We start from the raw sequence: 23,890 nt of genomic DNA, 5'->3' as shown, positions 1-23,890 counted from the left end.
GGCTGAATGATCATGCACGAGAGCTTCCTCCGTGGCGCTCCCCTCGCGGGCAAACACGCATACCCTGCTGCCGGTTGTTGATGTCGTCGAGATAAGACTGATACGCCAACCTGATGCCCTCCTCCAGCGAGATGCTGGCTTGCCACCCGGTTCTGGCCAGGCGGCTGACGTCCAGCAGCTTGCGCGGCGTGCCGTCGGGACGCGACGTGTCGAAGCTGATCTCGCCCCGAAAGCCGACGGCAGCCGCGACCGCGAGCGCCAAATCGGCGATGGTGATGTCCTGGCCGGTGCCGATATTAACCAGCTCCGGCGACGAATAGGTCTTCATTAGGTGGATGCAGGCATCTGCAAGATCGTCGACATAGAGGAATTCGCGCCGAGGCATGCCGGTGCCCCATACTACAACGTTCGTGGCGCCGGACAATTTGGCCTCATGGAAACGGCGGATCAGCGCTGGGACGACATGGCTGCATTCGGGATGATAATTGTCGCCGGGACCGTAAAGGTTAGTGGGCATCACGCTGATGAAGTCGGCGCCGTACTGGCTGCGATAAGCTTCCACCATCTTCACACCGGCTATTTTCGCAATTGCATAGGGTTCGTTGGTGGGCTCTAGCGGGCCGGTCAGCAGCGAATCCTCTCGCAGCGGCTGCGCCGCCAGCCGCGGATAGATGCAGGAGGAGCCACAAAACATCAGCTTCTCGCACCCGTTCGCATGCGCTGCCTGTATCACATTGATCGATATTGCAAGATTGTCGTACAGAAATTCGGCTCGAAGTATGTCGTTGGCGAGGATGCCGCCGACCTTGGCAGCGGCGAGGAACACCACTTGGGGCCGATTCGCGGTGAACCAGGCGTTCACCGCTGCTTGGTCGCGCAGATCGAGCTCACTTCGCGCCGCCGTCAGTAGGTTCGCCTCCTCGCTCGCGAGCCGGCGCACCAAGGCCGAGCCAACCATACCGCGGTGGCCGGCGACGAAGACCGACTTGCGCTTCAGCTCAAACGGCGTACTGGCCATTGGCGGCACTCCTGACGTGCTTCGGCGAGATCGCTTGCGACCATCTCCCTCACCAGCTGCGCAAAGCTGGTCTTAGGCTCCCAGCCGAGTTTCTGGCGAGCTTTGCCAGCATCGCCAATCAGCAGATCGACCTCGGTCGGCCGAAAATAGGCCGGATCGATTTTCACCACAGTCTTGCCCGATGCCCGGTCGATGCCGGTCTCCTCGACGCCTTGGCCACGCCATTCAATGCTCCGGCCGACCTCGGCAAATGCCCGCTCGACGAACTCGCGCACCGACCGCGTTTCGCCGGTCGCCAGGACATAATCCTCTGCCACGTCTGCCTGGAGAATGCGGTGCATGCCCTCGACATAGTCACGCGCGTGGCCCCAGTCGCGCTTGGCCTCTAGGTTGCCGAGATACAGGCGTTCCTCGAGGCCGACCTCGATGCGGGCGACGGCGCGCGTGATCTTGCGTGTGACGAAGGTCTCGCCGCGGATCGGACTCTCATGGTTGAACAGAATTCCGTTGCAAGCGAAGATGCCGTAAGCCTCACGATAGTTGACGGTGATCCAGTAGGCATAGAGCTTGGCTACGGCATAGGGCGAACGCGGATAGAATGGCGTCGTCTCTTTCTGCGGCACTTCCTGGACGAGACCGTAGAGTTCCGAGGTGGAGGCCTGATAGAACCTCGTCTCCTTTTCCATGCCCAAGATGCGGATCGCTTCGAGCAGGCGGAGCACGCCGAGACCGTCGGCATTGGCGGTGTATTCAGGGCTCTCGAAGCTAACCGCGACATGACTTTGGGCCGCTAGATTGTAAATTTCGGTCGGCCGGATTTGTTGCATCAGCCGGATCAGGTTAGTGGAATCGGTCATGTCGCCGTAGTGCATCAGGAAGGGCACGTCGCCAGCATGCCGGTCCTGGTACAGGTGATCGACGCGTGCGGTATTGAGAGAAGACGACCGTCGCTTGATTCCGTGCACCGTGTAGCCGAGGCCGAGCAGATATTCCGCGAGGTACGCACCATCCTGGCCGGTGACGCCGGTGATCAGCGCAACGCGTCGTTTTGAATCTTCAGCTGTCACTGTCTCACCAGTTGTACGCATCTAAATCGGCTTTCCGGAGGGATACTACGCGCAAAGAAAACTCCGTGTTTACACGCAGATGAACTGAACGATCCTTGCTCTATGATTGTACGGCAGTGCGGATCAAACGCATCATATACATTGATATGCACCGCCAATGGAAAGTCGCAGCGGCGGATTTCGGCCAGAGCAAGCTCATCGGTTCATCCTAGTCTTGCTGATACCCAGACATGCGATTTGGTTACAAACCATCGTATAGTTCTTCAAACCCTTTCGCGTCTCAAGTCTTACCTCCGTACGATTGAACCGACGATCTCAAGGTCCTAGCCTCGTCTTATCAAGCGAGCAGCGGGTGCCGCTTTGCCCGGACGCAGCAATGAACTCGATGAGCAGGAACCATGAAGTTTTATCGTAAGAGCGGATATGCTCCGCCGAGTTTCAAGCATGGTCAATCATCAGAGCCGAAGCCATATGACAATGACAGTTGCGACGGTCCAACGAACACGAAAACTCTGATCCGGCCGCGAATCTCTATCGAGCTACCCAATGAAGACGCGCTTTTGAATTCGACTACCGGAGTCGAGTCACCGGCAAAGTGCGATGATGCTCGTCCAAGCTAACAGACAGAGGGCCATGTCATGTCGAAAGACCGGGAGACGTAGCTCAAGCTCTTAGCGTGTGGAGTTGCGTCCCAGCGAAGCCCGCAGAGAGCATTGAATATCTTCGTAAGTAAATCTAGCCAAGAGGTTTTCCCCCGCCTGGCTCTTACTTGCTTGGACGTTGGGGTGCGTTAATCCATATGTGCGGAATCGTTGGTATCTTAGGACGTGGTCCGATCGTCGGGAAATTGGTCGATTCGCTCAGGCGGCTCGAATATCGAGGATACGATTCCGCAGGCGTGGCAACGCTCGAAGGTGGCTGCCTTGAGCTAAGACGTGCCGCCGGAAAGCTGATAAATCTCGAGGCACGCCTACTCACCGATCCTCTCTCGGGTCATGGCGGTATTGGCCACACGCGATGGGCCACCCATGGCAAGCCGAGCGAGAGCAACGCCCATCCGCATGTCACGGAGAATGTTGCGGTTGTTCATAATGGGATCATCGAGAATTTCCGCGAGCTGCGCGGCGAACTGGAGCAGAACGGCGCTAAGTTTGCCTCCGAGACAGATAGCGAGGTGGTCGCTCATCTTGTAGAATGGTATTTGCTCGATGGGTACCCTCCGCAGGACGCGGTAAAAGCGTCGCTGCAGCGGCTGCGCGGCGCATTTGCGCTGGCGTTCCTGTTCAAAGGCTACCACGACCTCATGATCGGCGCGCGCAAGGGGTCGCCGCTTGCGATCGGTCACGGCGACGGCGAAATCTATCTCGGATCGGACGCTATCGCGCTCGCGCCCTTCACCGACGCTGTCACCTATCTTGAAGATGGCGATTGGGTTGTGCTTACCCGCACGAGCGGCGTGATCTATGACTCGACTGGTGCTATCGTCCACCGGAAAGCATCAAAGCCTAGCGTATCCTCGGTCATCGTTGACAAAGCGAACTATCGGCATTTCATGGCCAAGGAAATTCACGAGCAGCCGGAAGTGATCGCTCAGACGCTGGCGCATTACGTCGATATGACTGCCGAGCGAATAATGTTGCCGCTCAAGTTGCCGTTTGACTTCAATGCCGTTCAGCGTATCTCGATCACCGCTTGTGGTACGGCAAGTTATGCCGGCCACGTCGCCAAGTACTGGTTCGAGCGTCTGGCACGTGTTCCCGTCGATATCGATGTAGCCTCCGAATTCCGGTACCGGGCGGCACCTTTGCGCAAGGGAGATCTCGGGATCTTCATCTCTCAGTCGGGGGAGACCGCTGACACTCTTGCCGCGCTGCGCTACGCCAAGGCGAAGGGCCTGCACACGATATCGATAGTCAACGTGCCGACGTCAACGATTGCGCGGGAGAGCGAAACCGTGTTGCCAACGCTGGCGGGACCGGAAATCGGCGTCGCCTCGACAAAAGCATTCACCTGCCAACTCATGGTGATGGCTGCCCTTGCGGTCGCAGCTGGCAAAGAGCGTGGTGAATTGTCAGATCTCGATGAGTTGAGACTCGCACGCGAGCTGATTGAAGTTCCGCGGTTGATTGCTGCGGCTCTGGAGACCGAGCCCGAGATTGAGAAAACTGCGCGAGAAATCTCTAAGTCAAGTCATGTGCTCTATCTCGGTCGCGGCACGTCAGTCCCCTTAGCGTTGGAGGGCGCGCTTAAGCTAAAGGAAATCTCCTATATCCACTCGCAGGGCTATGCCGCAGGAGAGCTCAAGCACGGCCCAATTGCGCTGATCGACGATACCGTGCCGGTAGTGGTTATTGCGCCTTACGACGCGCATTTCGAGAAAACCGTTTCGAACATGCAGGAAGTCGCCGCTCGCGGTGGCAACATCATCCTGATCACTGATGCGAAAGGAGTTTCGGAAGCGACATTGCATACCTTTGGGAGAATTGTGCTTCCAGAAATGGTCTCAACCTTCTCGGCGATCGTGTATGCTATTCCAATCCAGCTCCTGGCTTATCATACCGCTGTCGTGATGGGCACAGACGTTGATCAGCCGCGCAATCTCGCGAAGTCGGTGACGGTCGAGTAGGACCGTCATTGCCATCCGGATTCGCGCTTCGCCTGGCAAAAGCTCGAGGCTGGCCACGCACGCGCGTGCCGTTTCTGTCGTCAGAATAGAATACGCGCGCTGCATCCCCCAACAAAGACCATGCCGTCTGGAATTGGAGGTCCGGGATCGGAAATATGTCTCTGCATTTCTAAGTTCTTATTTTCCATGTTTCTTCGGCGATTTTGCACGTGCGGCAACTCCGAGAAGCGGACGAGAGTCACGCGCTACGTGGCGGAGCGCTGAGATCGTTTGGAACTATACTTGCTCGTCTTCGTGCCATATTGGTGCACAGTTCACCTATGGTGGCGTACAGTGTGCCCGACGTTGGCCGCCGACCGGCGTTCGTCAGGTCAGCAAAAGCTTATCCACGTAGGTCGCTACGTGCATACTAAATGGAACGCCTGGAGCTGAGTGCAACGCTGGACCGCCCTCCAAATCCTGCTGACGCAGGATTGGTATTTCATTGATTGAATGGAACTCGAGGGCTGCTGCGGTGCAGATCGCCGAGATGAGCAGTGAGCGCATCGGTCCAGTAGCCGGTGGCGATACCGCGTCGACCATGGGGTTGAAGAATGAATCTTGTGACAGAAGCGACAAGGGCCTCTGTCGTGGGTGAGGCGCGAGCGGCTTTCTAAGCGTTGAAGACGACGTGGAGTGTGGAATTGGAGCCTTCGTTCGTGCTGCCCCTACAACGGGAAAGCAATCTTTCTAGGAACTCGCGGTCTTCATTACGAAGGCCTGGCAATGTCCCACTTTGGCCGGCGCTATCGGCCCAGCTCCATACACCCAGATGCGTAGGGCTGATTGCGAATTGGCCAAGAGGCGCGTGGGGCCCGGCTCGAACGCGATTCTGTCAGACCAGCGCTACCACCGGTGTTCCGTCAGGGCGGTATTGAGGCACTTGATCAGCGTGCGTCCGGCGAAAGGCTTAGCCAGGAACCCAATTGCTCCGGCGCTCGAAGCTAGGGTGCGAATGCGGTCATCAGGAAAGGCAGTAATGAAGATGAACGGCGCATCGTAGCCCCGGGCTCGCGTCTCTGCCAGCAGTTCCAGGCCGTTCATGACTGGCATCTGCACGTCCGTAATCACGCAGGATGTCTGGGTCAACTCGGGTGAGCGCAAGAACTCCTCGGCAGACGCACATGGGTGAACGATGTAAGCTCGTGACTTCAACAGGTTTTCAATTGCGGCACGCACCGACGCGTCGTCGTCAACGACGGAAATCAAAGGCACAAGACGAGCCCTCCTGACCAGGGAAGGCGCTTGCCGAAGCATTAGCCTACCGAGACGAAATTGGGCTTCACGGGCGAGATTGTAAAATCATACTTAGGTTTGCTCGGTGCGGTTCGCACGAAATCCCAGTGTCGCAGCCATTGTAATCAACTCGGCGAGCGAACGTGCACGCATCTTCTTCATCACGTGTCCCCGATAGATCTTGACGGTAATCTCGGCCAGCCCGAGCTCGGCGGCTATTTGTTTGTTCATCAGGCCGGTAGCGACCAATTTCATCACCTCCTGCTCTCGTGGGCTTAGCGCTTCGAATAAGGACCGCAGATGCGTGACTATCTGCTCGGCGGAGCGCCTCTTGCGATCTTGTTCGGCTGCAGCAAGTACAGCATCAAGCAGCTCTTGATCGCGAAAAGGCTTGGTCAGGAAATCAACCGCCCCACCTTTCATGGCTCTGACGCTCATCGGAATGTCACCATGGCCTGTAATAAAAATAACTGGAATTTTGATGTTCAACTTGGCGAGCTCGCTCTGGAAATCTAGGCCGCTCACCCCTGGCAGCCGGACGTCAAGAACCAGGCAGCTAACAACGTCCGGAAGCTTGCTCTGCAGCATCTCACGAGCCGATCCGAACGTGACGGCAGTTAGCCCCACCTGTTTGAAAAGGTTTGTGAGCGAGCGGCGCATCGAGACATCGTCCTCAACGATGAAGACCATTGGTCCTGCCGCCGCCTCGATCTTACTGTCTTGGCGCGGTGCCTCAAAGCGTGCGGTCACGAGACGACCTCCTTATGCAATGGTAGGGCAAACTGAAAAGTGGCGCCAGGCTCCTGCTTGCGAACAATCGAAAGCCGCCCCCCGTGAGCTTCCAAGATTGAACGGCAGATTGAAAGACCCATGCCAAGGCCGCTCGATTTGGTAGTGAAGAAGGGGTCCAAGACGCGGTCTATGTCGTCGTCTGCGATTCCGATCCCGCAATCAGTCACGGCAATCTGCACACGTCCCATATCGTCCATGTATGACTCAATCACCAGCTCACGGACTCGGTCCTTGACGGGTTGCATGGCCTCGATCCCGTTCATTACCAGATTGATGATCACTTGTTGCAGTTGAACCCGATCGCCCAGTATAGGGGGAACAGCGGGCGTTAGCTCGGTCCGCAATGTTACTTGGTGATTGGCCAGTTCACGTGTCACCAGTGCGATGGCCTCCTTAACGACCTCATTGATATCGAACGGTACCATTTCGATTTCGCTCTTTTTCGCAAGCGCTCGGACCCGGCGGATAACCTCACTTGCCCGAATGGCGTCTTCAATGATCCACTCGACCGAGCGGCCTGCTTCGGAAAGATCTGGAGCTTCGCGACCTAACCAACCGAGGCACGCGTCGGCATTGCTGATGATGGCGGCAAGCGGTTGATTTACTTCGTGGGCGATAGAGGTCGTTAGTTCCCCAAGCGTTGTGACGCGCGTAACATGCGCAAGCTCGGCGTGAGCCTTCCGCAGCTCCCGTTCTGCCTGCTCAGCGCGAATGGAGGCAGTGATATCAGTGCTGACGCCACGGTAGCCAAGAAAATTCCCGCTTGCATCGAAAAATGGCTTGCCACTGGCTCGGATGTAGATCGGGGTTCCGAACCGGTCGACGGTGTAGACCAAATCGCGAAATGGGAGATGCGCGTCAAGTGCGGCGCGATGCTGGCGCCACTTCTCGGGCTCTGCTTCTACGTCGGACGCAATTTTCCAACGAGGCTGGCCCATGAGCTCTCCTGCCAGAACGCCCCCATAGCTCGTGTGGTCCGACAAGTGGGTGACGCTATGGTCTGCCCCGGTCTCCCATAGCCAGTCAGAAGCCGTTTCGGCGTAGTCGCGAAAGCGCTGCTCGCTTTCGCGCAGGGCAACAAGAGTGTTTTCCAACCTTTCCCTGGCTTCGTGTTGCGCGGTGACGTCCATATGTGTTCCGATTAGTTCGCTGACCCTGCCGTCGCTGCCGACCACAGCATGCGCGACGGTATGTATGCGCCTTATGGTGCCCCCGGGAAGAACTATTCGGAAGTCGTATTCGTAATTGCCTCCGTTGTCTTTCATCGCCTGATGCGTAACTTTCCGAAGCCGCGGCACGTCGTCCGGATGGATGCGCGATAGGATAGCATCTATCGATGCACCTTCTTTCGGATCAAAGCCAAAGAGACGATCAACTTCGGCAGAGCGATACACGAACTCGCGCTCGTAGAGATCCCAGGACCAACTGCCGGTGTGACTGAGATGCTGTGCTTCGGCCAGATAAGCCTCACTACGGCGCAGCTGCTGTTCGGCTTGCTTGGCGGACGTGATATCCGTCAATGCTCCGACAAACTCGGTGCCGCCAGACGCAGTTTTCGTCGCTCGTGCCCGCGCGCGAATGTACTTCACCGAGCCGTCCGGCATGAGCAGCCGGTACTCGTGCTCGAAATTCTCTTTGCGTTGCCTTGCTCCATCGATAACGTCCTGAACGCAAGCCCTATCTTCTGGATGGGTCCGGTCAAGGACGAGTTGCGGTGACGGTTCAGTCTGCGGATCGTACCCGAAAATACGAAAAGTCTCTTTTGACCAAAAGGGCTCGTCAGTGGCGACATCCCAGCCGAAGCTGCCGGTGTGGCTCAGTTCCTGCGCCTGAGCCAAATGGGCCTCGCTTCGCTGCAGCGCAAGCTCGGTCCGCTTTCGCTCGCTGATATCTTCGCAGGCAATGAGAATGACGGGCTTGTCATCAGCCCATCGCAGGCCTTTCGCGTTTTCACGCACCCACATTGCCGATCCGTCCTTCCTGATTTTCTGGACCTCCCAGGTGTGCGATTGGCCGATATTCTCAAGGCACGTCACAACGCATTTGCGAAAAAACTCACGGTCGTCTTTGAGAAAGATGTTTAGAACGGATCGGTCGATCAGCTCGTGGGGCGCATAACCGAGTTGTGTGGCACCGAAAGTATTGACGTTGAGAACCGTTCCGGCTTCATCGACCATGAAGTACATGACCGGATTGTGCTCAAAAATTGCGCGCCCCCATTTCTCCCGATCGCGCAAATCAGCCGCGCTTTGCCGGAGCTTGGCTGCAGTGTCTAGCGCAGCGTCCCTTTGTTGGCGCAATGTTTGAATCAGGTGCGTTCCGACAATTGAGGTCGTGAGGAAAGCGACAACCACTGAAACAGCTTGGGGATCATCGATACGGAGATTCAAAATTCGCGGCGCAAAGAAGTAAGCTAATGCCGCGACACAAACCATGGAAAGCGCGCCGGAGGCAATGAAACTGCCCATGAGCGAAAACAGCAATGCTACCGCCAAATAGGCAAACGCAGCCGTGGCAAGATGTGCATGCGGGTACAACGAAGTCAGCGTCAGCGCTGCGATTGTTATCGTACCTAAAACAAACTGCGTGGCTGAACGTCGAAAGTTAATGGGCTGGTTACTCATGTGTGTAATTCGTCCGGCCTTCTTAAGGCGGAGAGGTTAACATCCTGGGCAAAAAGCGGCAATTACCTACGGCCCAGCTACGCTCATGAGCGGCTCCGAGCTCGATATTCGGCGCGCAAGACAGCACGGGTCGAAGGACGGTGCACCCCAAACGTTCGTATAATTCTTTTATACCTTACGGTAGCGGGACGTTTGGATCGGTCCTAATCTCGCGCTCTTACGGCATCGGAAGCACGGTTGCCGAATTGCTCCCAAGCTGCCGGGAGCATGGAGTCCAGCCGGCTATCAGTCAAGCACGATCGCGTTGCAATACGTCTTTTGCGGTTGCCTGGACGAGAAGCTCCCTCGCGTCAGATGCGGAGTATGAGATGGGCGTCGGTCCTGCTATTTGATCTCCCGTGCGCCCTTAGCGAAGATCATCCGCGCAACACGTCCCGCGAAAGCTGATTTCGATCGCAGCTCAGCGTACCAGAGATATCGGACCGAGCCTTCTTTGCCGCTTACGTTCTGTCTATTCAATCGTGCCGATCGGGCCCGTCCGGCTCGATACAGTCGTGCGCGCGACCAAGAGGCCGCCGAGCAACGGCGGCATTCACGTCGCCTGCTGCCGAATTGAACAATCAAAAGTCACAACTCGGTTGGGCGTGACCCCGAGCGTTCTAGAATATAGCATCGCTCTACTGGGCCTTGCTCCTCGGCTGCACATCGTCTGGATCGCTATCCCTGTTTAGGCGCGCATGCAGCGTGGTGTGCTCCAGTTCGCCTTCCCACCAGGACACGAACACGGCGGCGATGCCATTGCCCACGATGTTGGTAAGCGCTCGCACCTCACTCATGAACTTGTCGATCGAGAACACGATTGCCATGCCCGGCACCAGCGCCGGGTTGACCACCGACAGCGTGGCAGCGAGGGTAATGAAGCCCGCGCCAGTAACGCCGCTTGCGCCCTTCGAAGTCAGTATTGCCACGAATAGAATCGTCAGTTGCTGGCTGAAAGTGAGATCGACGCCCAACGCCTGCGCAATGAACAAAGTCGCCAGAGTCATATAAATATTGGTGCCGTCGAGATTGAAGGAGTAGCCGGTCGGCACTACGAGGCCCACCACAGACTTGGAGCAACCTAGACGCTCGAGCTTCTCCATCAATTGCGGTAGCGCGCTTTCCGAGGACGAGGTGCCAAGCACAATCAGAAGTTCATCCTTTATATAAGTGATGAACTTGAAGATAGAAAAGCCGATGAAGCGCGCGATCAGACCGAGTACGAGCACGACGAACAACGCTGCAGTTGCGTAGAATAGAGCGACCAGACCGATCAGATTACCGAGCGCAGCTGGTCCGAACTTTCCGATCGTAAACGCCATGGCACCGAACGCGCCGACTGGGGCCGCCTTCATGATAATGGCGATCAACCCGAAAAGCGCGTGCGCTGAGTCGTCGATCATGCCGCGCAACCTCTCTCCGCGCTTGCCCATCGCCATCAGCGAAAAGCCGAAAAGGATCGCGAACAGGAGCACCTGCAGGACGTCGCCGCGGGCGAGGGCGCCGACCACGCTGTCAGGAATGACATTAAGGATGAAGTCGACGGCTTTCGAGGCTTCCGCCTGCTTAACATAATGGGCGACCGCCAACGCGTCTGGCTTGACGGCGAGTCCACGGCCGATTTGAAACAGGTTGCCTACCACCAGGCCGAGCACCAAGGCAGAGGTGGAGACGATTTCGAAATAGGCCAGCGCCTTGACGCCGACGCGCCCGACCTTCTTTGCATCCTGAATATGCGCGATCCCGGATACCACGGTACAAAAGATGATCGGTGCGATCACCATCTTTATCAGCTTGATGAAGCCGTCACCCAGCGCCTTGATCCAATCGTTGGTCGCGAGCGACGGCCATAACCAGCCGACTAAGACGCCAATCAGGATGGCGATCAGCACCTGAACGTAGAGAAGCTTATACCAACGGCTCGAGGCCCCCGCAGGCGCCGCAGTTGCGATTGTGGTCATGCGTTCCTCCCGAAGAACTCGAAGACTGCGACGTCCCGTGAGAGGCCTCGCATCAACGATTCTGTTGTTATCGCCCTGTCCGATTGAAGACGCTGTTTGTCGAGAGCCCGACATCCGGCAGCGTGATTCTAAAAGGTAGGCGCTCGATTCTGTGTATCTTCTGTCGCCAAGCAAAACGCGCACCGCGCGCAGACGCTGCGGACGTTCCACCGGTCGGATGATGAACCGGCTCCCTCATGATGCTGAATGGCAGGACCGCATTCGTCCCGCCAATGGCGAATGCATGCTAAGCCCCCACGCGCAGCAGTGCTGCTGGTGCGAGAGTTCTCCAGCAACTGAAGGGGGCAATGGCGGTCGCTAATCGGCGGTCGTCCGGAGCTTGCTTTGCGATCGTGGCAATGATTTCCTCCGAGCTGATCTTTTTGGTGCCCATCAAGCATTTCGATGCAAACGCGGCGGCGTCCTCGACGAGTGGCGCCGGGCGCCACCCGATGGCTGGGTCGGCACCCGGTTAGGTGCTGGTGGTCGATGCAACATTCCCTAACATTGGTAAAATCCATTGTTTGGATGTTAAGCATCCAGGTGATGGAAGCACGCATGCGCGCAAGCGTATGATGCGACAGCGTGCGGAAAGGCGCGGTGGTGCAATCCGGATCCCGGCAAAGGCATCAAATTGCCCGACAAGAAGTCCCGAACTTGTGCGGACGAGGAAGGTCGCTGATCAGGCAAGAGCAGAGCTGAGAAGGCTGCGCTAGGAACGCGATGCGCAGGATCTGAGGAGCACATCCCTTCTTCTCGGCTTCTCACTCGCAAGAAGGAAGCGGATCTGCTGACCGCTTCCTGCTCAACGAAGCCGAGCGCGTCTGCCGGCGCCGATTCATCTCTACATTATACACTAAGTCCTAGAGCAACACGCTTTGACTTGAGGCCAGGTCCATCCGAGCAGACCAATCGACCAGTGTGCTCGAGTCTAAGCAAGGTGCGATAACGAAGATCTGTCAGAGCTTCGACCCTAGAAGGCTTGGGAGTACTGGGATATCTCTCTGCCCCGTCGGATTGCGGTGCCTGGTGGGTTTCGCCACATCACGGTCTAAATCGGACATGAGTGGCACGGTTGCACAGTTACCGACGCGCCGATTCCTCTCTATAGGGGTGTCCCGCTGCAATCGCACGACCCGACAAATCTCTATGTTTGTAAGCTAGCAATAAGCGCTCTTTAGCTTATATTTTATCCTGCGCGGGGCTCTTTCGGCCGCCCAGACCTCCAGCTGTCTGGCCGATAGGCGGTCTCGGCAATTGTAGCCGCAGATCGTGAAGCGGCGGCTTGGTATCTGTCCCCTCTTTAGGTCTTCGTCGCGACCGCGATCACAGCCCACATGTGCTTGGCCTACTTTTTGCTCGACGTCAGTAATTCGTCACGGCGATAACATGGAAGGGATCATGGGCGAGGCTACTGAAACGTTTTACAGCGTGATCAGACGCCAGGGTATTACGCGTCGCAACTTCCTTAAGTTCTGCAGTCTAACGGCAGCCAGTCTCGGACTGAGCCCGCTGGCGGCAAACGATATTGCCATCGCGCTCGAGACCAAGCCTCGTGTGCCCGTGATCTGGATGCACGGACTCGAATGCACTTGTTGTTCGGAAAGCTTTATCCGCTCGGCCCACCCCTTGGTCAAAGACGCGGTGCTCTCGATGATTTCGCTCGATTATGACGACACCATCATGGCGGCAGCAGGATATCAAGCTGAAGCTATCCTCACGGAGACCCGCGCCAAATACAAAGACCGCTATGTCCTCGCCATCGAAGGCAATCCACCGCTGAATGAAGACGGCATGTTCTGTATTGATGTCGGCAAGCCGTTCGTCGAAAAGCTGCGATCGATGGCGGAAGATTCCATGGCGATCATCGCTTGGGGCTCTTGTGCGTCCTGGGGCTGCGTGCAGGCGGCGAGGCCCAACCCAACTGAGGCGACGCCGATTGACAAGGTGATCACGAACAAGCCGATCATCAAGGTGCCTGGCTGCCCGCCCATCGCCGAGGTCATGACCGCCATTGTGACCTTTATCACCACCTTCGGGAAACTTCCCGAGCTCGACCGCCAGGGACGACCAAAGATGTTCTATTCGCAGCGCATTCACGACAAGTGCTATCGTCGATCTCATTTCGACGCTGGTCAATTTGTGGAGGAGTGGGACGATGAATCTGCACGCAAGGGCTATTGTCTCTACAAAATGGGCTGCAAGGGGCCGACCACCTATAACGCCTGCTCAGCCGTTCGTTGGAATGGAGGCGTGTCCTTCCCGATCCAATCCGGCCACGGCTGCTTTGGTTGCTCTGAAGATGGCTTCTGGGACAAGGGTTCGTTTTACGACCGGCTCACGACCATAAAGCAATTCGGCATCGAGACAAACGCCGATCAGATCGGCAGGGCCGCTGCCGGCACAGTTGGGCTAGCCGTTGCTGCGCATGCGGCGGTCACGGCCGCGAAGCGGCTGACCCGCAAACGGGAGGGCGTCGTTCAGGAGAAACGATCGAAAGTTCAGAGCTAGAACAACGATGCGCGTCCAGACACCCAATGGATTCACGACCGATAATTCGGGCAAGCGCATTGTCGTTGATCCGCTGACCCGGATTGAAGGCCACCTTCGCGTCGAAGTCAATCTCGACGCGGACAACGTGATCTGCAACGCCGTCTCGAGTGGAACGATGTGGCGTGGCATCGAAACCATCCTGCGCGGACGCGATCCGCGCGATGCCTGGGCGTTCACAGAGCGGATTTGCGGTGTTTGCACCGGCACCCATGCGCTCACCTCGGTGCGCGCTGTTGAGAATGCGCTCGGCATTACGATCCCGGAGAATGCCAATTCGATCCGCAATATCATGCAGCTTTGTTTGCAAGTGCACGATCACCTCGTCCATTTCTACCACTTGCACGCGCTGGATTGGGTCGATGTGTTCTCAGCGCTCAAGGCTGATCCAAAGGCGACCTCGAGGCTGGCGCAGTCGGTCTCGCCTTGGGCGCGGTCATCGCCGGGCTATTTCAAGGATTTGCAGATCAGACTTACCAAGTTCTTCGACTCAGGGCAGCTCGGCCCGTTCAAGAACGCCTATTGGGGACATCCGGCCTATAAACTTTCGGCCGAAGCGAACCTGATGGCGGTGACGCACTATTTGGAAGCGCTCGACTTTCAGAAAGAGATCGTGAAGATCCATGCGATCTATGGGGGCAAGAATCCGCATCCGAACTGGCTCGTCGGCGGCGTGCCTTGCGCGATCAATGTTGATGGAAATGGTGCGATAGGTGCCATCAATATGGAGCGGCTCAATTTGGTGTCGTCAATCATCGACCGTTCGATCGAGTTCGTGGAGCAGGTTTATCTACCGGACATCGAACTGATCGGCTCGTTCTACAGAGGCTGGCTGTATGGGTGCGGGCTGTCAGGCAGGAGCGTGATGTCCTACGGCGATGTCCCCGAGAATGCCAACGACTATTCCACGAAAAGTCTGAGGGTGCCCCGCGGCGTCATCCTGAACGGCAATCTCAAGGAGGTCTTGCCGGTCGACCATGGAGATCCCGACCAGATCCAAGAATTCGTCGCGCACTCCTGGTACAAATATCCCGATGAGTTCAGAGGACTGCATCCGTGGGACGGCATCACCGAGCCGAATTTCGAGCTTGGCGCCAACTTCAAGGGTACCAGGACCGATATCAAGGAGCTCGATGAAGGCGGCAAGTATTCCTGGATCAAGGCGCCGCGCTGGCGCGGCAATGCCGTCGAAGTAGGACCGCTGGCGCGGTACATTATAGGTTATGCGCAGGACAAAGCGGAGTTCAAGGAACCGGCTGAGAGACTGCTCAAGGCACTCAAGCTTCCGGTGACTGCGCTGTTCTCTACGCTGGGCCGCACCGCAGCGCGCGCCCTTGAATGCCAGTGGGCAGCACATCAGATGCGCCATTTCCAGGACAAGCTGGTGGCCCACATCAAGGCGGGTGACACCGCGACTGCCGATGTCAGCAAGTGGAACCCGGAAAGCTGGCCGATGGAGGTCAAGGGTTACGGCTTCACCGAGGCGCCGCGCGGCGCGCTCGGGCACTGGATCAAGATCAAGGACCGCAAGATCGACAACTACCAATGTGTCGTGCCCACGACGTGGAATGGCTCGCCCCGCGATCCCAAGGGCAATATCGGCGCATTTGAAGCCTCTCTGATTGGCACGCCAATGGCCGATCCCGGAAAGCCGCTGGAGATTTTGCGTACGATCCATTCCTTCGATCCGTGCCTGGCGTGCTCAACCCACGTCATGAGTCCCGACGGCCAAGAAGTGGCCTCAGTCACAGTCCGCTAGGAGATTTCATGTCGAAGACAGCGCAAGACCTGAATGTCCTTAGTTCCGTCGGCGTGGCAGGGAAAGATCGCAGCGCTGATCGTGACGTCGTCTACGTCTATGAAATGCCGGTGCGGCTATGGCATTGGGTCAATGCGGCAGCCATTGTGGTGCTGGCCATAACTGGCTACTTCATCGGAACTGCGGTACCGACCATGCCAGGAGAGGCAAGCGACAACTTCTTCTTCGGCTATATTCGCTTTGCTCATTTCTCGGCGGGTTATGTACTCACCGTCGGCTTCCTGCTGCGCATCTATTGGGCCATGATGGGAAATCCCCATGCCAAGCAGATCTTCTACGTGCCGATCTGGCGCAGGTGCTTTTGGGATGAGCTGTGGCAGACGATTCGCTGGTACGCCCTCCTTCCGGTCAGGTCGGAAAAATGTGCGGGTCACAATCCCGCAGCTCAGCTCATGATGTTTTCCATGTTCACGCTGACGACCGCGTTCATGATCGTCACCGGTTTCGCACTTTATGCACAGGGCTCTGGCCAGGAAAGCTGGCAATTTCGGCTGTTCGGCTGGATTTTTGGGGTCCTCCCGAACAGCCACGACGTCCATACATTGCACCATCTTGGCCTGTGGGTGATCGTGACATTTGTGCTTATCCACGTCTATGCGGCAATTCGCGAAGACATCATGTCGCGCCGGAGCATCTCCGCCATAATTTCGGGTGAGCGCGATTTGCGCGACTGATCAAGGATGGCGACACCGAGTTCTAAGAAGACGAGATCGATCCTGGTGCTTGGCATCGGCAACATCCTGTGGGCTGATGAGGGGTTCGGTGTGCGGGTAGTGGAGGCGTTCCACCGCGGCTACATCGTTCCCCACAACGTATCCGTCCTCGATGGCGGCACGCTAGGGCTCTACCTCGTCAGTTTTCTCCAGAAAGCCGACTGCCTGATCGTGTTCGATGCCATAGACTATGGCCTCCCACCCGGAAGGTTGAAGCTCGTGCAAGGCCACGAGGTGCCGAAATTCACCGCTGCAAAGAAGTTGAGCCTGCATCAGACCGGCTTTCAGGAGGTCTTGAGTGCGGTAGACCTGCTTGGCCGTTGTCCACGAGAGCTCGCTCTGATCGGCTGTCAACCGCTAGATCTAGAAAGCTGGGGTGGGCCGCTGACCCCTCCAATGCGCACCCAGATTGCGCCTGCGATCGAACTGGCTTGCGAACTGCTGGCGCAGTGGGGTTCTCCGGCAAAAATGCGGACCGTGCCGCTGCCGGAAACAGAACGTCTGCTCGCAAATGATATCGACTATGAAAACTATGAGATGAAGGCGCGGGTCGATCTAATTGGACGCGGAGTACAACGTGTGCCTTGGCCTCCCAATGACGATTATTGAGACCGACGGCAGGTCCGCGCTGTGCGAGTATAGCAATCAGCAGCGGCGCGTCTCGGTCATGCTGCTGTCGGAGCCGTCAGTCGGCTCCAAGGTGCTTGTGTGTATCGACACTGCGGTGCGGCTCTTGGATGACGATGAAGCGCGGCTGATCGCACAGGCGCTTGACGCTCTTCATGCGGTCCTAAACGGCGAAGATTACGATCGCTTTTTTGCGGACTTGATTGATCACGAGCCTCAACTTCCCAAGCACCTGCGCTAGCCGGCCGCTTGCGATATTGGGAGCGTTTCGCACTGCTGATCCAGGCAGGAAGGAAATCGAACAAACATCATTGGCACGTCGCTTGCTAACACCCCGTCCAGCACAACCAGAGACCATCAGAAAGGCGGTTTATGAACGAGCAGCCGGGAACGAATAATCTGACGCGGCTCGCTCTATCCGAGGCTTGGACTGCAGAAGCGCGATTGGCTGCGGCTGATCGTGTAAATCGTTCAGCGCACCCAACGAGGGCTGGCGTGGTGAAGGCAGGTGTTTGGATCGCGCCAAAACGCGACGCGCAGCCGTTCAGCTTCGTCCGTGTCGACGCGGTAAATGTCGACAAGATCCCTAATGGCCGGTCGGCTGCAGGTGCACTGCCTATGCTCACTTCACTTGATGGTGGGAAACTCGCAAGGAAATGCCCGAATGCCATCGCGCTGCTAGCAAATGTGGCGGCTGCCGTTTCACGCCAGAAGAGCTGTGTTCGAGCGCAATTGTTTAGGCTCGGGCATCTCAATGAACTTGAGCGCGATCTGGTCGCCGACGTGCTTGGGAAGGGAGAGGTCGCCGGCCTCGTAGCGTTGCCGGATGGCTCCGCGGCGCAACTCCAGGAAACGGTGTTTGCCGGAATCTGGCACGTGCGCTTCAAAGGCGAGGCGGCACACGAGTACGTTGAGATTGGTGCGATCCCGGAGATCGTGCGGCGCGCCGCAACCGATCTGACCTCAACCGATCTGATGAGCGACGCGGTGCCGGATGGCGCGATGAACGTGCTGCCGGTGCTCGCGGAAGCCCGCGGACGGGCGCTGGCCTGGCAGGCTGGCGTGAGCACGCACATCATCAACCTCACGCTGCTGCCGATGAACTCTGTCGATCTAGCCTTTCTGCAACAAAGCCTCGGCAGCGGGCCGGTCCAGCTCATCTCACGCGATTACGGCAGTTGTCGAGTGCAGACGACAAGCGTCCGGAACGTCTGGTCGGTGCAGTTCCTTAATTCCATCGATAGCATCATCCTGGACACGCTGGAGATCGGCGACGTGCCGACGGCGGTCTTAGCGGCCGACGAGGATCTCGAGGATTCCGCCGAACGCCTAAGGGAGATTATGGAGGCATACTTCAGATGACGAAGCTCGAAAATTTTGGTATCCGACAGGATCTCGCAGATGGCGCCCGCATGGAATGCAGCATCTGCTGGATCGTCTACGATCCGGCTGACGGCGACGAGACGGCGCGGATTGCTGCCGGAACGCCTTTTGCCGCATTGTCCGAAGATTGGCGATGTCCAAATTGCGACGCACCCAAATCTAAGTTCATGTCGATTGAAGATGACGCCTGACCGCGAACGGTATCCGCGCAGGAGCGAGCGCACCGATGCATCGGCATGGGGCGAGAGGCTCGCGGAGGGATATCGCGGTATCTCCGATCGCATTATGCGCGAACTACCATTCTTCAACAACGCCTTGAGCGTTGAAGCGATCGGCTTTCGCGGGCATGAAGGTGGGATCGTCGGAGTGATGGTCACGCCACGGTTCATGAACGTGGTCATATCTGCGCCACACGGAACTGCGCAGTCGTCGACAGGACCAAGATCGGGTCTGCGCTTGCGATTTCCATGCGGCGCGCTTGAATTCTCGCCTGCTGAAGTTGCACCCGTGGGCCCGATTGCGAGTGCCTTCCTGTTCTCGCCGATGTTTGGGTTCGACGACATGGCATCCACCCGAGCCATCGCCGAAGCGGCGCTCGCTGTGCTTATGTCTCCGGTCGACCATCCAGCGTCACATTGGCCCAATGCACCACGGTTGGGTTTGATCGACCCCCGGCACTTTTTGCGCGGTGAACTAGCGGAGCGGCGTACATGAGGCCCGCCGTCTGCAACCGGATCGACATCACCGTATCCCTTGTTGGCGACACAGTTGCCGCGGTCGAGATCCTGCCGCGGGTCAAGCCGCCGGTGGGGCGGCTGTTCGCCGGCAAACCGGCCGTTTCATTGCTCAACGTGCTGCCGCGACTCTTCCCGTTGTGTGCGGCAGCGCACCAGGTGGGATTCCTTTCCGCGATCGAGGCGGCGCGCGGCGAGGAAGTCAGCACTATGACGAGGGCGCATTGTACCACGCAAGTCGTGGTCGAGCGGCTGACGGAGTTGTTACGAGGTCTGATTATCGAGCATCTCGCGCTGGACACCAGCGGTTCCGCGGCTATCCGCGCCCTTATAAAGGACATCTCGGTGCTGGTCGGTCGAAAACGGTACCAGTGTGGGTTCGATCGATGCCAAGTAACAGCGCGGGTTGCGGCCGCGCTGGCTGAACTCAGGATGTCGAGCGACGATGGTACGTTGATGTCCGGTAGCGCACTCGCGCTTCGGATGGCAGCACTCGAGGGGTCCGTATTGGAGCCAAAGTTGACGCAGCAGTCGTTCCTGTCCGCTTCTGACGACTGCGAAATCATTGAATGGCTGCTCGGCCGAGATGCGAGATTTGGCAATTGCCCCGACTTGGAGGGCCGTATTCCTGAGACTGGTCCCTGGGCGCGGCAAATGCTGCGTGATCGGCTCTCGCTCGGCCGGTCGGGTCCGGCCGAGCGACTGAAGGCGAGGATTGCTGAAATCGTCCAACTGTTTACTTGGCTCAAGGCTGGTGCGCATCCCGAGACAGCCGAGGAAGGGATCGTCAAAAGCTACAGCCTAGGGCGGGGCTGTGGTGCGGCTGCGGTCGAATGTGCCAGGGGACGTCTCTATCACGCGGTTGAGCTCGATCTGTACGGGCAGATAGCGCGATTCGAATATCTTGCGCCGACCGAGTGGAATTTTCACAAGCGAGGGCCGCTTGCCAGGAGCCTGCTGGGTGCGGTGCTGAGAGCGAGACAACATCAAGAGGGTGCGGTTCGCGCCATGATTGCATCATTCGATCCTTGCGTCGCCTTCACGCAAAAAATTGTTGAATCTGGATATGCATGAAATGGCACTTTGTGAAGGCATCATGGAGATCGTTGAGGAAGAGGCGCGTCGGCGATCGTGCTCGAAGGTGAGGACCGTGCGTGTGGAGATCGGAGCGTTGAGCCATGTGGATGCCGAAGCGATGAAGTTCTGCTTTCCGGTTGTTGCCGCGCGCACGATTGCCGATGGCGCGGTTCTCGAAATCGTCGAATTACCTGGCGTCGCCTGGTGCATGGCCTGTTCGAGGAGTGTTGAGATTGCGCAACGGTATGCGCCGTGCCCCTGCTGCGGCAGCTATAAGCTGCAGGTGACGGCAGGCGAAAAGATGCGCCTGAAAGAGCTGGAGATCGATTGATGTGTACCGTATGCGGCTGCGGCGGAGGAGTTCCCTCTACTAAATGCGCCGGCGTGCAAAATGCGCGAGCCAAGGATCATCGCTGTGATGATGCGCGTGATCATCGTAATCACCATCATGATCATGTGTGCGGCGGCCTAGAAATGCGATGTCCGCTCCCAACTGACTACGGCCATGATCATCATCATGATGTTGGTCATCAGCAGGCTCATGGTGGAGAAGCGCTTGTGGATTGCGGCACCGACCCGGCCGGCTTGAGGGTTGTGGGCATGAGCAGCGATCGGATTATTCAGGTTGGCCGCGATATTCTGAGCAAGAACAATCGGATCGCCGCCGAAAACCGCGCGCGCTTCGTTGCCGATGACTTGGTCGTGTACAATCTTCTTTCCAGTCCTGGCGCGGGCAAAACCTCGCTGCTCGTTCGCGCCCTTTCCGAGCTGAAGCGGAAGAGCCCGGTTGGGGTTATCGAGGGTGATCAGCAGACCTCGAACGATGCCGAACGCATCCGCGCAACCGGCGTGCCCGCAATTCAAATCAATACCGGCAAGGGCTGCCATTTGGATGCTGCGATGGTCGGCCAAGCTTATCGTCGCTTGCCGCCACTCAATGGCGGTATTCTCTTCATAGAGAATGTCGGAAATCTGGTTTGTCCCGCGGCATTCGATCTTGGAGAGGCTTGCAAAATCGTGGTGTTCTCGACCACCGAGGGTGAAGACAAGCCGCTCAAATATCCGGACATATTTGCCGCATCTTCTCTCATGCTGATCAACAAGATTGATCTAGCACCGATGGTGGACTTCGACTTGAATCGCACGATCGAATTTGTGATACGGGTCAGCCCAAACATCGAAGTGCTGCCTGTTTCGGCGCGAACCGGCGAGGGCTTTGACGCGCTCTACGGCTGGCTGCAGAAACAGCCTGCGCATCGGAGACATCTCGTCGAGGACACAACGGGATGATAGGCGCTATCACCTGCGAGGGAATACGACTGCGTCTGCGACTCAGCGGGACCGTGCAGGGGGTCGGCTTTCGTCCCTATGTCTATGGTCTCGCTAGCCGCTATGGCTTGGGAGGGTTCGTCGCCAACGATGCAAGCGGAGTCATCATTGAGGTCGAGGGTAACCGTACGTCCGAATTTATGACCGCTTTGCCGCTCGAAAAGCCTCCGTTGGCGCGCATCGACCACATCTCCGTTCAAGCGATCGATGCGCTTGCGACGAAAGGCTTTTCGATCCGCACCAGCGAACGAGGCAAGCTGTCGAGCCGGATCGCCGCTGATGCTGCAACCTGCCAGGAATGTCTCGGCGAGTTGTTCGACCCGAAAAGCCGCCGTTACCTCTATGCCTTCATCAACTGCTCCCATTGTGGACCGCGCTACACAATCACCGAACAGCTTCCGTATGATCGTCGTAACACCGCGATGAAGGCCTTTGTGATGTGTCCCGAGTGCTCGGCTGAATATGCAAATCCGGCGAGCCGCAGGTTTCGGGCGGAATCGATCGCGTGCCCGACGTGCGGCCCTCGGCTCAGTCATGGGATCAATGCTATCGGCGCGGCGATCGCCGGCGGCGAGATCGTCGCGATCAAGGGAATTGGAGGATACCAGCTGCTTTGTGACGCTCGCAACCATGATGCTGTCCATCGTTTGCGTCAGAAAAAACAGCGCGACCAGAAGCCGTTTGCCGTGATGGTTGGTTCCTCGGACCAGGTTCGCGAGATTGCGGAGGCGGATGCCACGGAGCTCGCGCTCCTTGAATCTGTAGCCTGTCCGATCGTTCTGCTGCGGTCGCGCAATAGACTAGCCCCCGCATTAGCCCCTGGTTTGTCGCGCGTCGGTGTCATGCTGCCCGGAGCCCCGCTGCATCACCTCATTTTTCATGTGCTTCGTTCACTAGGTGCATGTCGTGAGGATGAGGGTGGGGTCATCGTGTGTACCAGCGCCAATTTCAGCGGCGAACCGCTCCCGATCGACAACGCAGAGGCTCTGCAGCGACTTGGGCGCATCGCCGATCTTATCGTGACGCATGATCGCAATATCCTGACGCGGGCCGATGATTCCGTTGTGTCGGTGGTTGCGGGACGGCGTCAATTCATTCGCCGCGCCCGCGGCTATGTTCCCGAACCGGTTCGGCTCGCGCGATCGGTGCCGCCCGTGCTCGCCGTCGGTGGTGCGCTGAAATCGACCATCACATTGACGCGGGGAAATGAAGCTTTCGTCTCGCAACATATTGGTGACCTCGATACGGTCGAAGGCATCCGCTTTTTCGAGGAGACTATCCGGCACCTCACGTCAACGCTTGACGTGGAGCCTGTTGTTGTTGCCCATGATTTGCATCCCGATATGGCATCTACCCGCTTTGCGGAAGGAACAGGCCGCGCGCGGATCGCTGTCCAGCATCACCATGCGCATGCTGCCGCCGTCATCGCAGAGCATGGACTTGAGCGACCTACGCTCGCTCTGGTGCTCGACGGCCATGGCTATGGCTCCGACGGCGGCAATTGGGGCGGCGAGCTCTTGTTATGCGAAGGGATCAGGTTTCAACGCATCGGGCATCTTGCGCCGCTAAAAATGCCTGGCGGAGATCGTGCCGCTCGCGAGCCCTGGCGCATGGCGAGCGCAATGCTCCACTGGCTGGGGCGGGGACACGACATCCGAGATCGCTTTGCAGCACAGCCACAGGCCGAACGTCTGCCGTCACTGCTCGATCAGGCGGGCGGTGCCACCACCACCAGCGCAGGCCGGCTGTTCGACGCGGCGGCGGCGCTGCTGGGAATTGCGACTTTGCAGACCTATGAGGGCGAAGCCGCGATGAAGCTGGAAGCCTGTGTGCGGGGGACGGCGGTACTCGAAGACGGCTGGTTGATCGATGACGGCGTGCTATCGTTCGGGCCGCTGTTTGTGGCCTTGATCGCAGACGACGTTGACGTGAACGAGGGAGCGGGGCTGTTTCATGGCACGTTTGCCGCTGGCTGCGTGGATTGGGTCACGCGCGCTGCGCGCACGACCGGTGTCTCTACTGTGGTTCTGAGCGGTGGCTGTTTTCAGAACATGGTGCTGGCGGATGAAATCCAGCGCGGTTGCATGGCAGCTGGTCTTGGTCCGCTGCTGTCTCGCGAGGTACCGCCCAATGACGGCGGTTTGAGCCTCGGACAAGCCTGGCTCGCCGCTCTGCAGATCGCCGAAAGGCCCTCAGGCCTGAGAGGAACAGCCTGAT

Annotated in this window: 18 protein-coding genes and 1 pseudogene; 13 read left to right on the top strand and 6 right to left on the bottom strand. The window is 57.8% G+C overall.

The annotated features are described in order from the left end of the window. Window positions 1–10 precede the first annotated feature (10 nt). Window positions 11–1,018, bottom strand: coding sequence for a GDP-L-fucose synthase (fcl, locus tag ACVWYQ_RS18215; protein WP_456726212.1), 1,008 nt, complete (start codon window positions 1,016–1,018; stop codon window positions 11–13). Beyond that, a pseudogene (gmd, locus tag ACVWYQ_RS18210) lies at window positions 999–2,106 on the bottom strand (GDP-mannose 4,6-dehydratase). The gene fcl and the pseudogene gmd overlap by 20 nt, the downstream one beginning before the upstream one ends. Before the next feature lie 778 nt (window positions 2,107–2,884). Here gmd and glmS point away from each other — a divergent pair. Then, window positions 2,885–4,711 (top strand): glutamine--fructose-6-phosphate transaminase (isomerizing), encoded by a 1,827-nt coding sequence (gene glmS, locus ACVWYQ_RS18205; protein ID WP_456726211.1) that lies wholly within the window; start codon window positions 2,885–2,887, stop codon window positions 4,709–4,711. An 885-nt stretch (window positions 4,712–5,596) separates the two neighbouring features. On the opposite strand, the gene ACVWYQ_RS18200 is transcribed toward glmS, so the two are convergent. The 4 genes from ACVWYQ_RS18200 to dctA form a co-directional block, all read right to left on the bottom strand. Further along, window positions 5,597–5,959, bottom strand: a complete 363-nt coding sequence (locus ACVWYQ_RS18200) for a response regulator transcription factor (protein ID WP_456727194.1) — start codon at window positions 5,957–5,959, stop codon at window positions 5,597–5,599. 99 nt (window positions 5,960–6,058) lie between these two features. Continuing rightward, the gene (locus ACVWYQ_RS18195; RefSeq protein WP_456727193.1) at window positions 6,059–6,676 is read right to left on the bottom strand and encodes a response regulator transcription factor; all 618 of its coding nucleotides are present in this window, start codon (window positions 6,674–6,676) and stop codon (window positions 6,059–6,061) included. A gap of 56 nt (window positions 6,677–6,732) precedes the next feature. Then, the gene (locus tag ACVWYQ_RS18190) at window positions 6,733–9,402 is read right to left on the bottom strand and encodes a PAS domain S-box protein (protein WP_456726210.1); all 2,670 of its coding nucleotides are present in this window, start codon (window positions 9,400–9,402) and stop codon (window positions 6,733–6,735) included. A gap of 677 nt (window positions 9,403–10,079) precedes the next feature. Then, a complete protein-coding gene (dctA, locus tag ACVWYQ_RS18185; protein WP_275517634.1) occupies window positions 10,080–11,402 on the bottom strand; it encodes a C4-dicarboxylate transporter DctA in 1,323 nt (440 codons plus the stop codon). Between the two features lie 1,440 nt (window positions 11,403–12,842). Between dctA and ACVWYQ_RS18180 the strand changes: the two genes are divergently transcribed. The 12 genes from ACVWYQ_RS18180 (at window position 12,843) to hypF (ending at window position 23,889) form a co-directional block, all read left to right on the top strand. Then, complete coding sequence (locus ACVWYQ_RS18180) at window positions 12,843–13,952, top strand: hydrogenase small subunit (RefSeq protein WP_456727192.1); 1,110 nt, start codon at window positions 12,843–12,845, stop codon at window positions 13,950–13,952. Window positions 13,953–13,959: 7 nt separating this feature from the next. Then, window positions 13,960–15,750: a nickel-dependent hydrogenase large subunit gene (locus tag ACVWYQ_RS18175; protein ID WP_456726209.1), complete on the top strand. Its 1,791-nt coding sequence runs from the start codon at window positions 13,960–13,962 to the stop codon at window positions 15,748–15,750. Between the two features lie 8 nt (window positions 15,751–15,758). Then, entirely contained in the window at window positions 15,759–16,484 is a 726-nt protein-coding gene (gene cybH, locus ACVWYQ_RS18170) for a Ni/Fe-hydrogenase, b-type cytochrome subunit (protein ID WP_456726208.1), read from the top strand. 6 nt (window positions 16,485–16,490) lie between these two features. Continuing rightward, entirely contained in the window at window positions 16,491–17,132 is a 642-nt protein-coding gene (locus ACVWYQ_RS18165) for a HyaD/HybD family hydrogenase maturation endopeptidase (protein ID WP_456726207.1), read from the top strand. Then, a complete protein-coding gene (locus ACVWYQ_RS18160) occupies window positions 17,101–17,391 on the top strand; it encodes a HypC/HybG/HupF family hydrogenase formation chaperone (RefSeq protein ID WP_275501608.1) in 291 nt (96 codons plus the stop codon). Before ACVWYQ_RS18165 ends, ACVWYQ_RS18160 begins: the two co-directional genes overlap by 32 nt. Before the next feature lie 257 nt (window positions 17,392–17,648). After that, window positions 17,649–18,512: a hydrogenase expression/formation C-terminal domain-containing protein gene (locus ACVWYQ_RS18155; protein WP_456727191.1), complete on the top strand. Its 864-nt coding sequence runs from the start codon at window positions 17,649–17,651 to the stop codon at window positions 18,510–18,512. Beyond that, on the top strand, window positions 18,509–18,724 hold the full coding sequence (locus ACVWYQ_RS18150; RefSeq protein WP_157286156.1) for a rubredoxin: 216 nt from the start codon (window positions 18,509–18,511) through the stop codon (window positions 18,722–18,724). The genes ACVWYQ_RS18155 and ACVWYQ_RS18150 overlap by 4 nt, the downstream gene beginning before the upstream one ends. After that, on the top strand, window positions 18,714–19,247 hold the full coding sequence (gene hybE / locus ACVWYQ_RS18145) for a [NiFe]-hydrogenase assembly chaperone HybE (RefSeq protein ID WP_456726206.1): 534 nt from the start codon (window positions 18,714–18,716) through the stop codon (window positions 19,245–19,247). Before ACVWYQ_RS18150 ends, hybE begins: the two co-directional genes overlap by 11 nt. Continuing rightward, complete coding sequence (locus ACVWYQ_RS18140) at window positions 19,244–20,341, top strand: nickel-dependent hydrogenase large subunit (protein WP_456726205.1); 1,098 nt, start codon at window positions 19,244–19,246, stop codon at window positions 20,339–20,341. The genes hybE and ACVWYQ_RS18140 overlap by 4 nt, the downstream gene beginning before the upstream one ends. Beyond that, a complete protein-coding gene (hypA, locus tag ACVWYQ_RS18135) occupies window positions 20,334–20,675 on the top strand; it encodes a hydrogenase maturation nickel metallochaperone HypA (protein ID WP_456727190.1) in 342 nt (113 codons plus the stop codon). The genes ACVWYQ_RS18140 and hypA overlap by 8 nt, the downstream gene beginning before the upstream one ends. Then, on the top strand, window positions 20,675–21,634 hold the full coding sequence (gene hypB, locus ACVWYQ_RS18130; protein WP_456726204.1) for a hydrogenase nickel incorporation protein HypB: 960 nt from the start codon (window positions 20,675–20,677) through the stop codon (window positions 21,632–21,634). Before hypA ends, hypB begins: the two co-directional genes overlap by 1 nt. Further along, the gene (hypF, locus tag ACVWYQ_RS18125) at window positions 21,631–23,889 is read left to right on the top strand and encodes a carbamoyltransferase HypF (RefSeq protein WP_456726203.1); all 2,259 of its coding nucleotides are present in this window, start codon (window positions 21,631–21,633) and stop codon (window positions 23,887–23,889) included. The genes hypB and hypF overlap by 4 nt, the downstream gene beginning before the upstream one ends. Window position 23,890: the final 1 nt, after the last annotated feature.

Source organism: Bradyrhizobium sp. USDA 3397, from assembly GCF_054060965.1.
The sequence above is the reverse complement of the archived record's forward strand: the minus strand, read 5'-3'. Positions and strand labels throughout refer to the sequence as shown.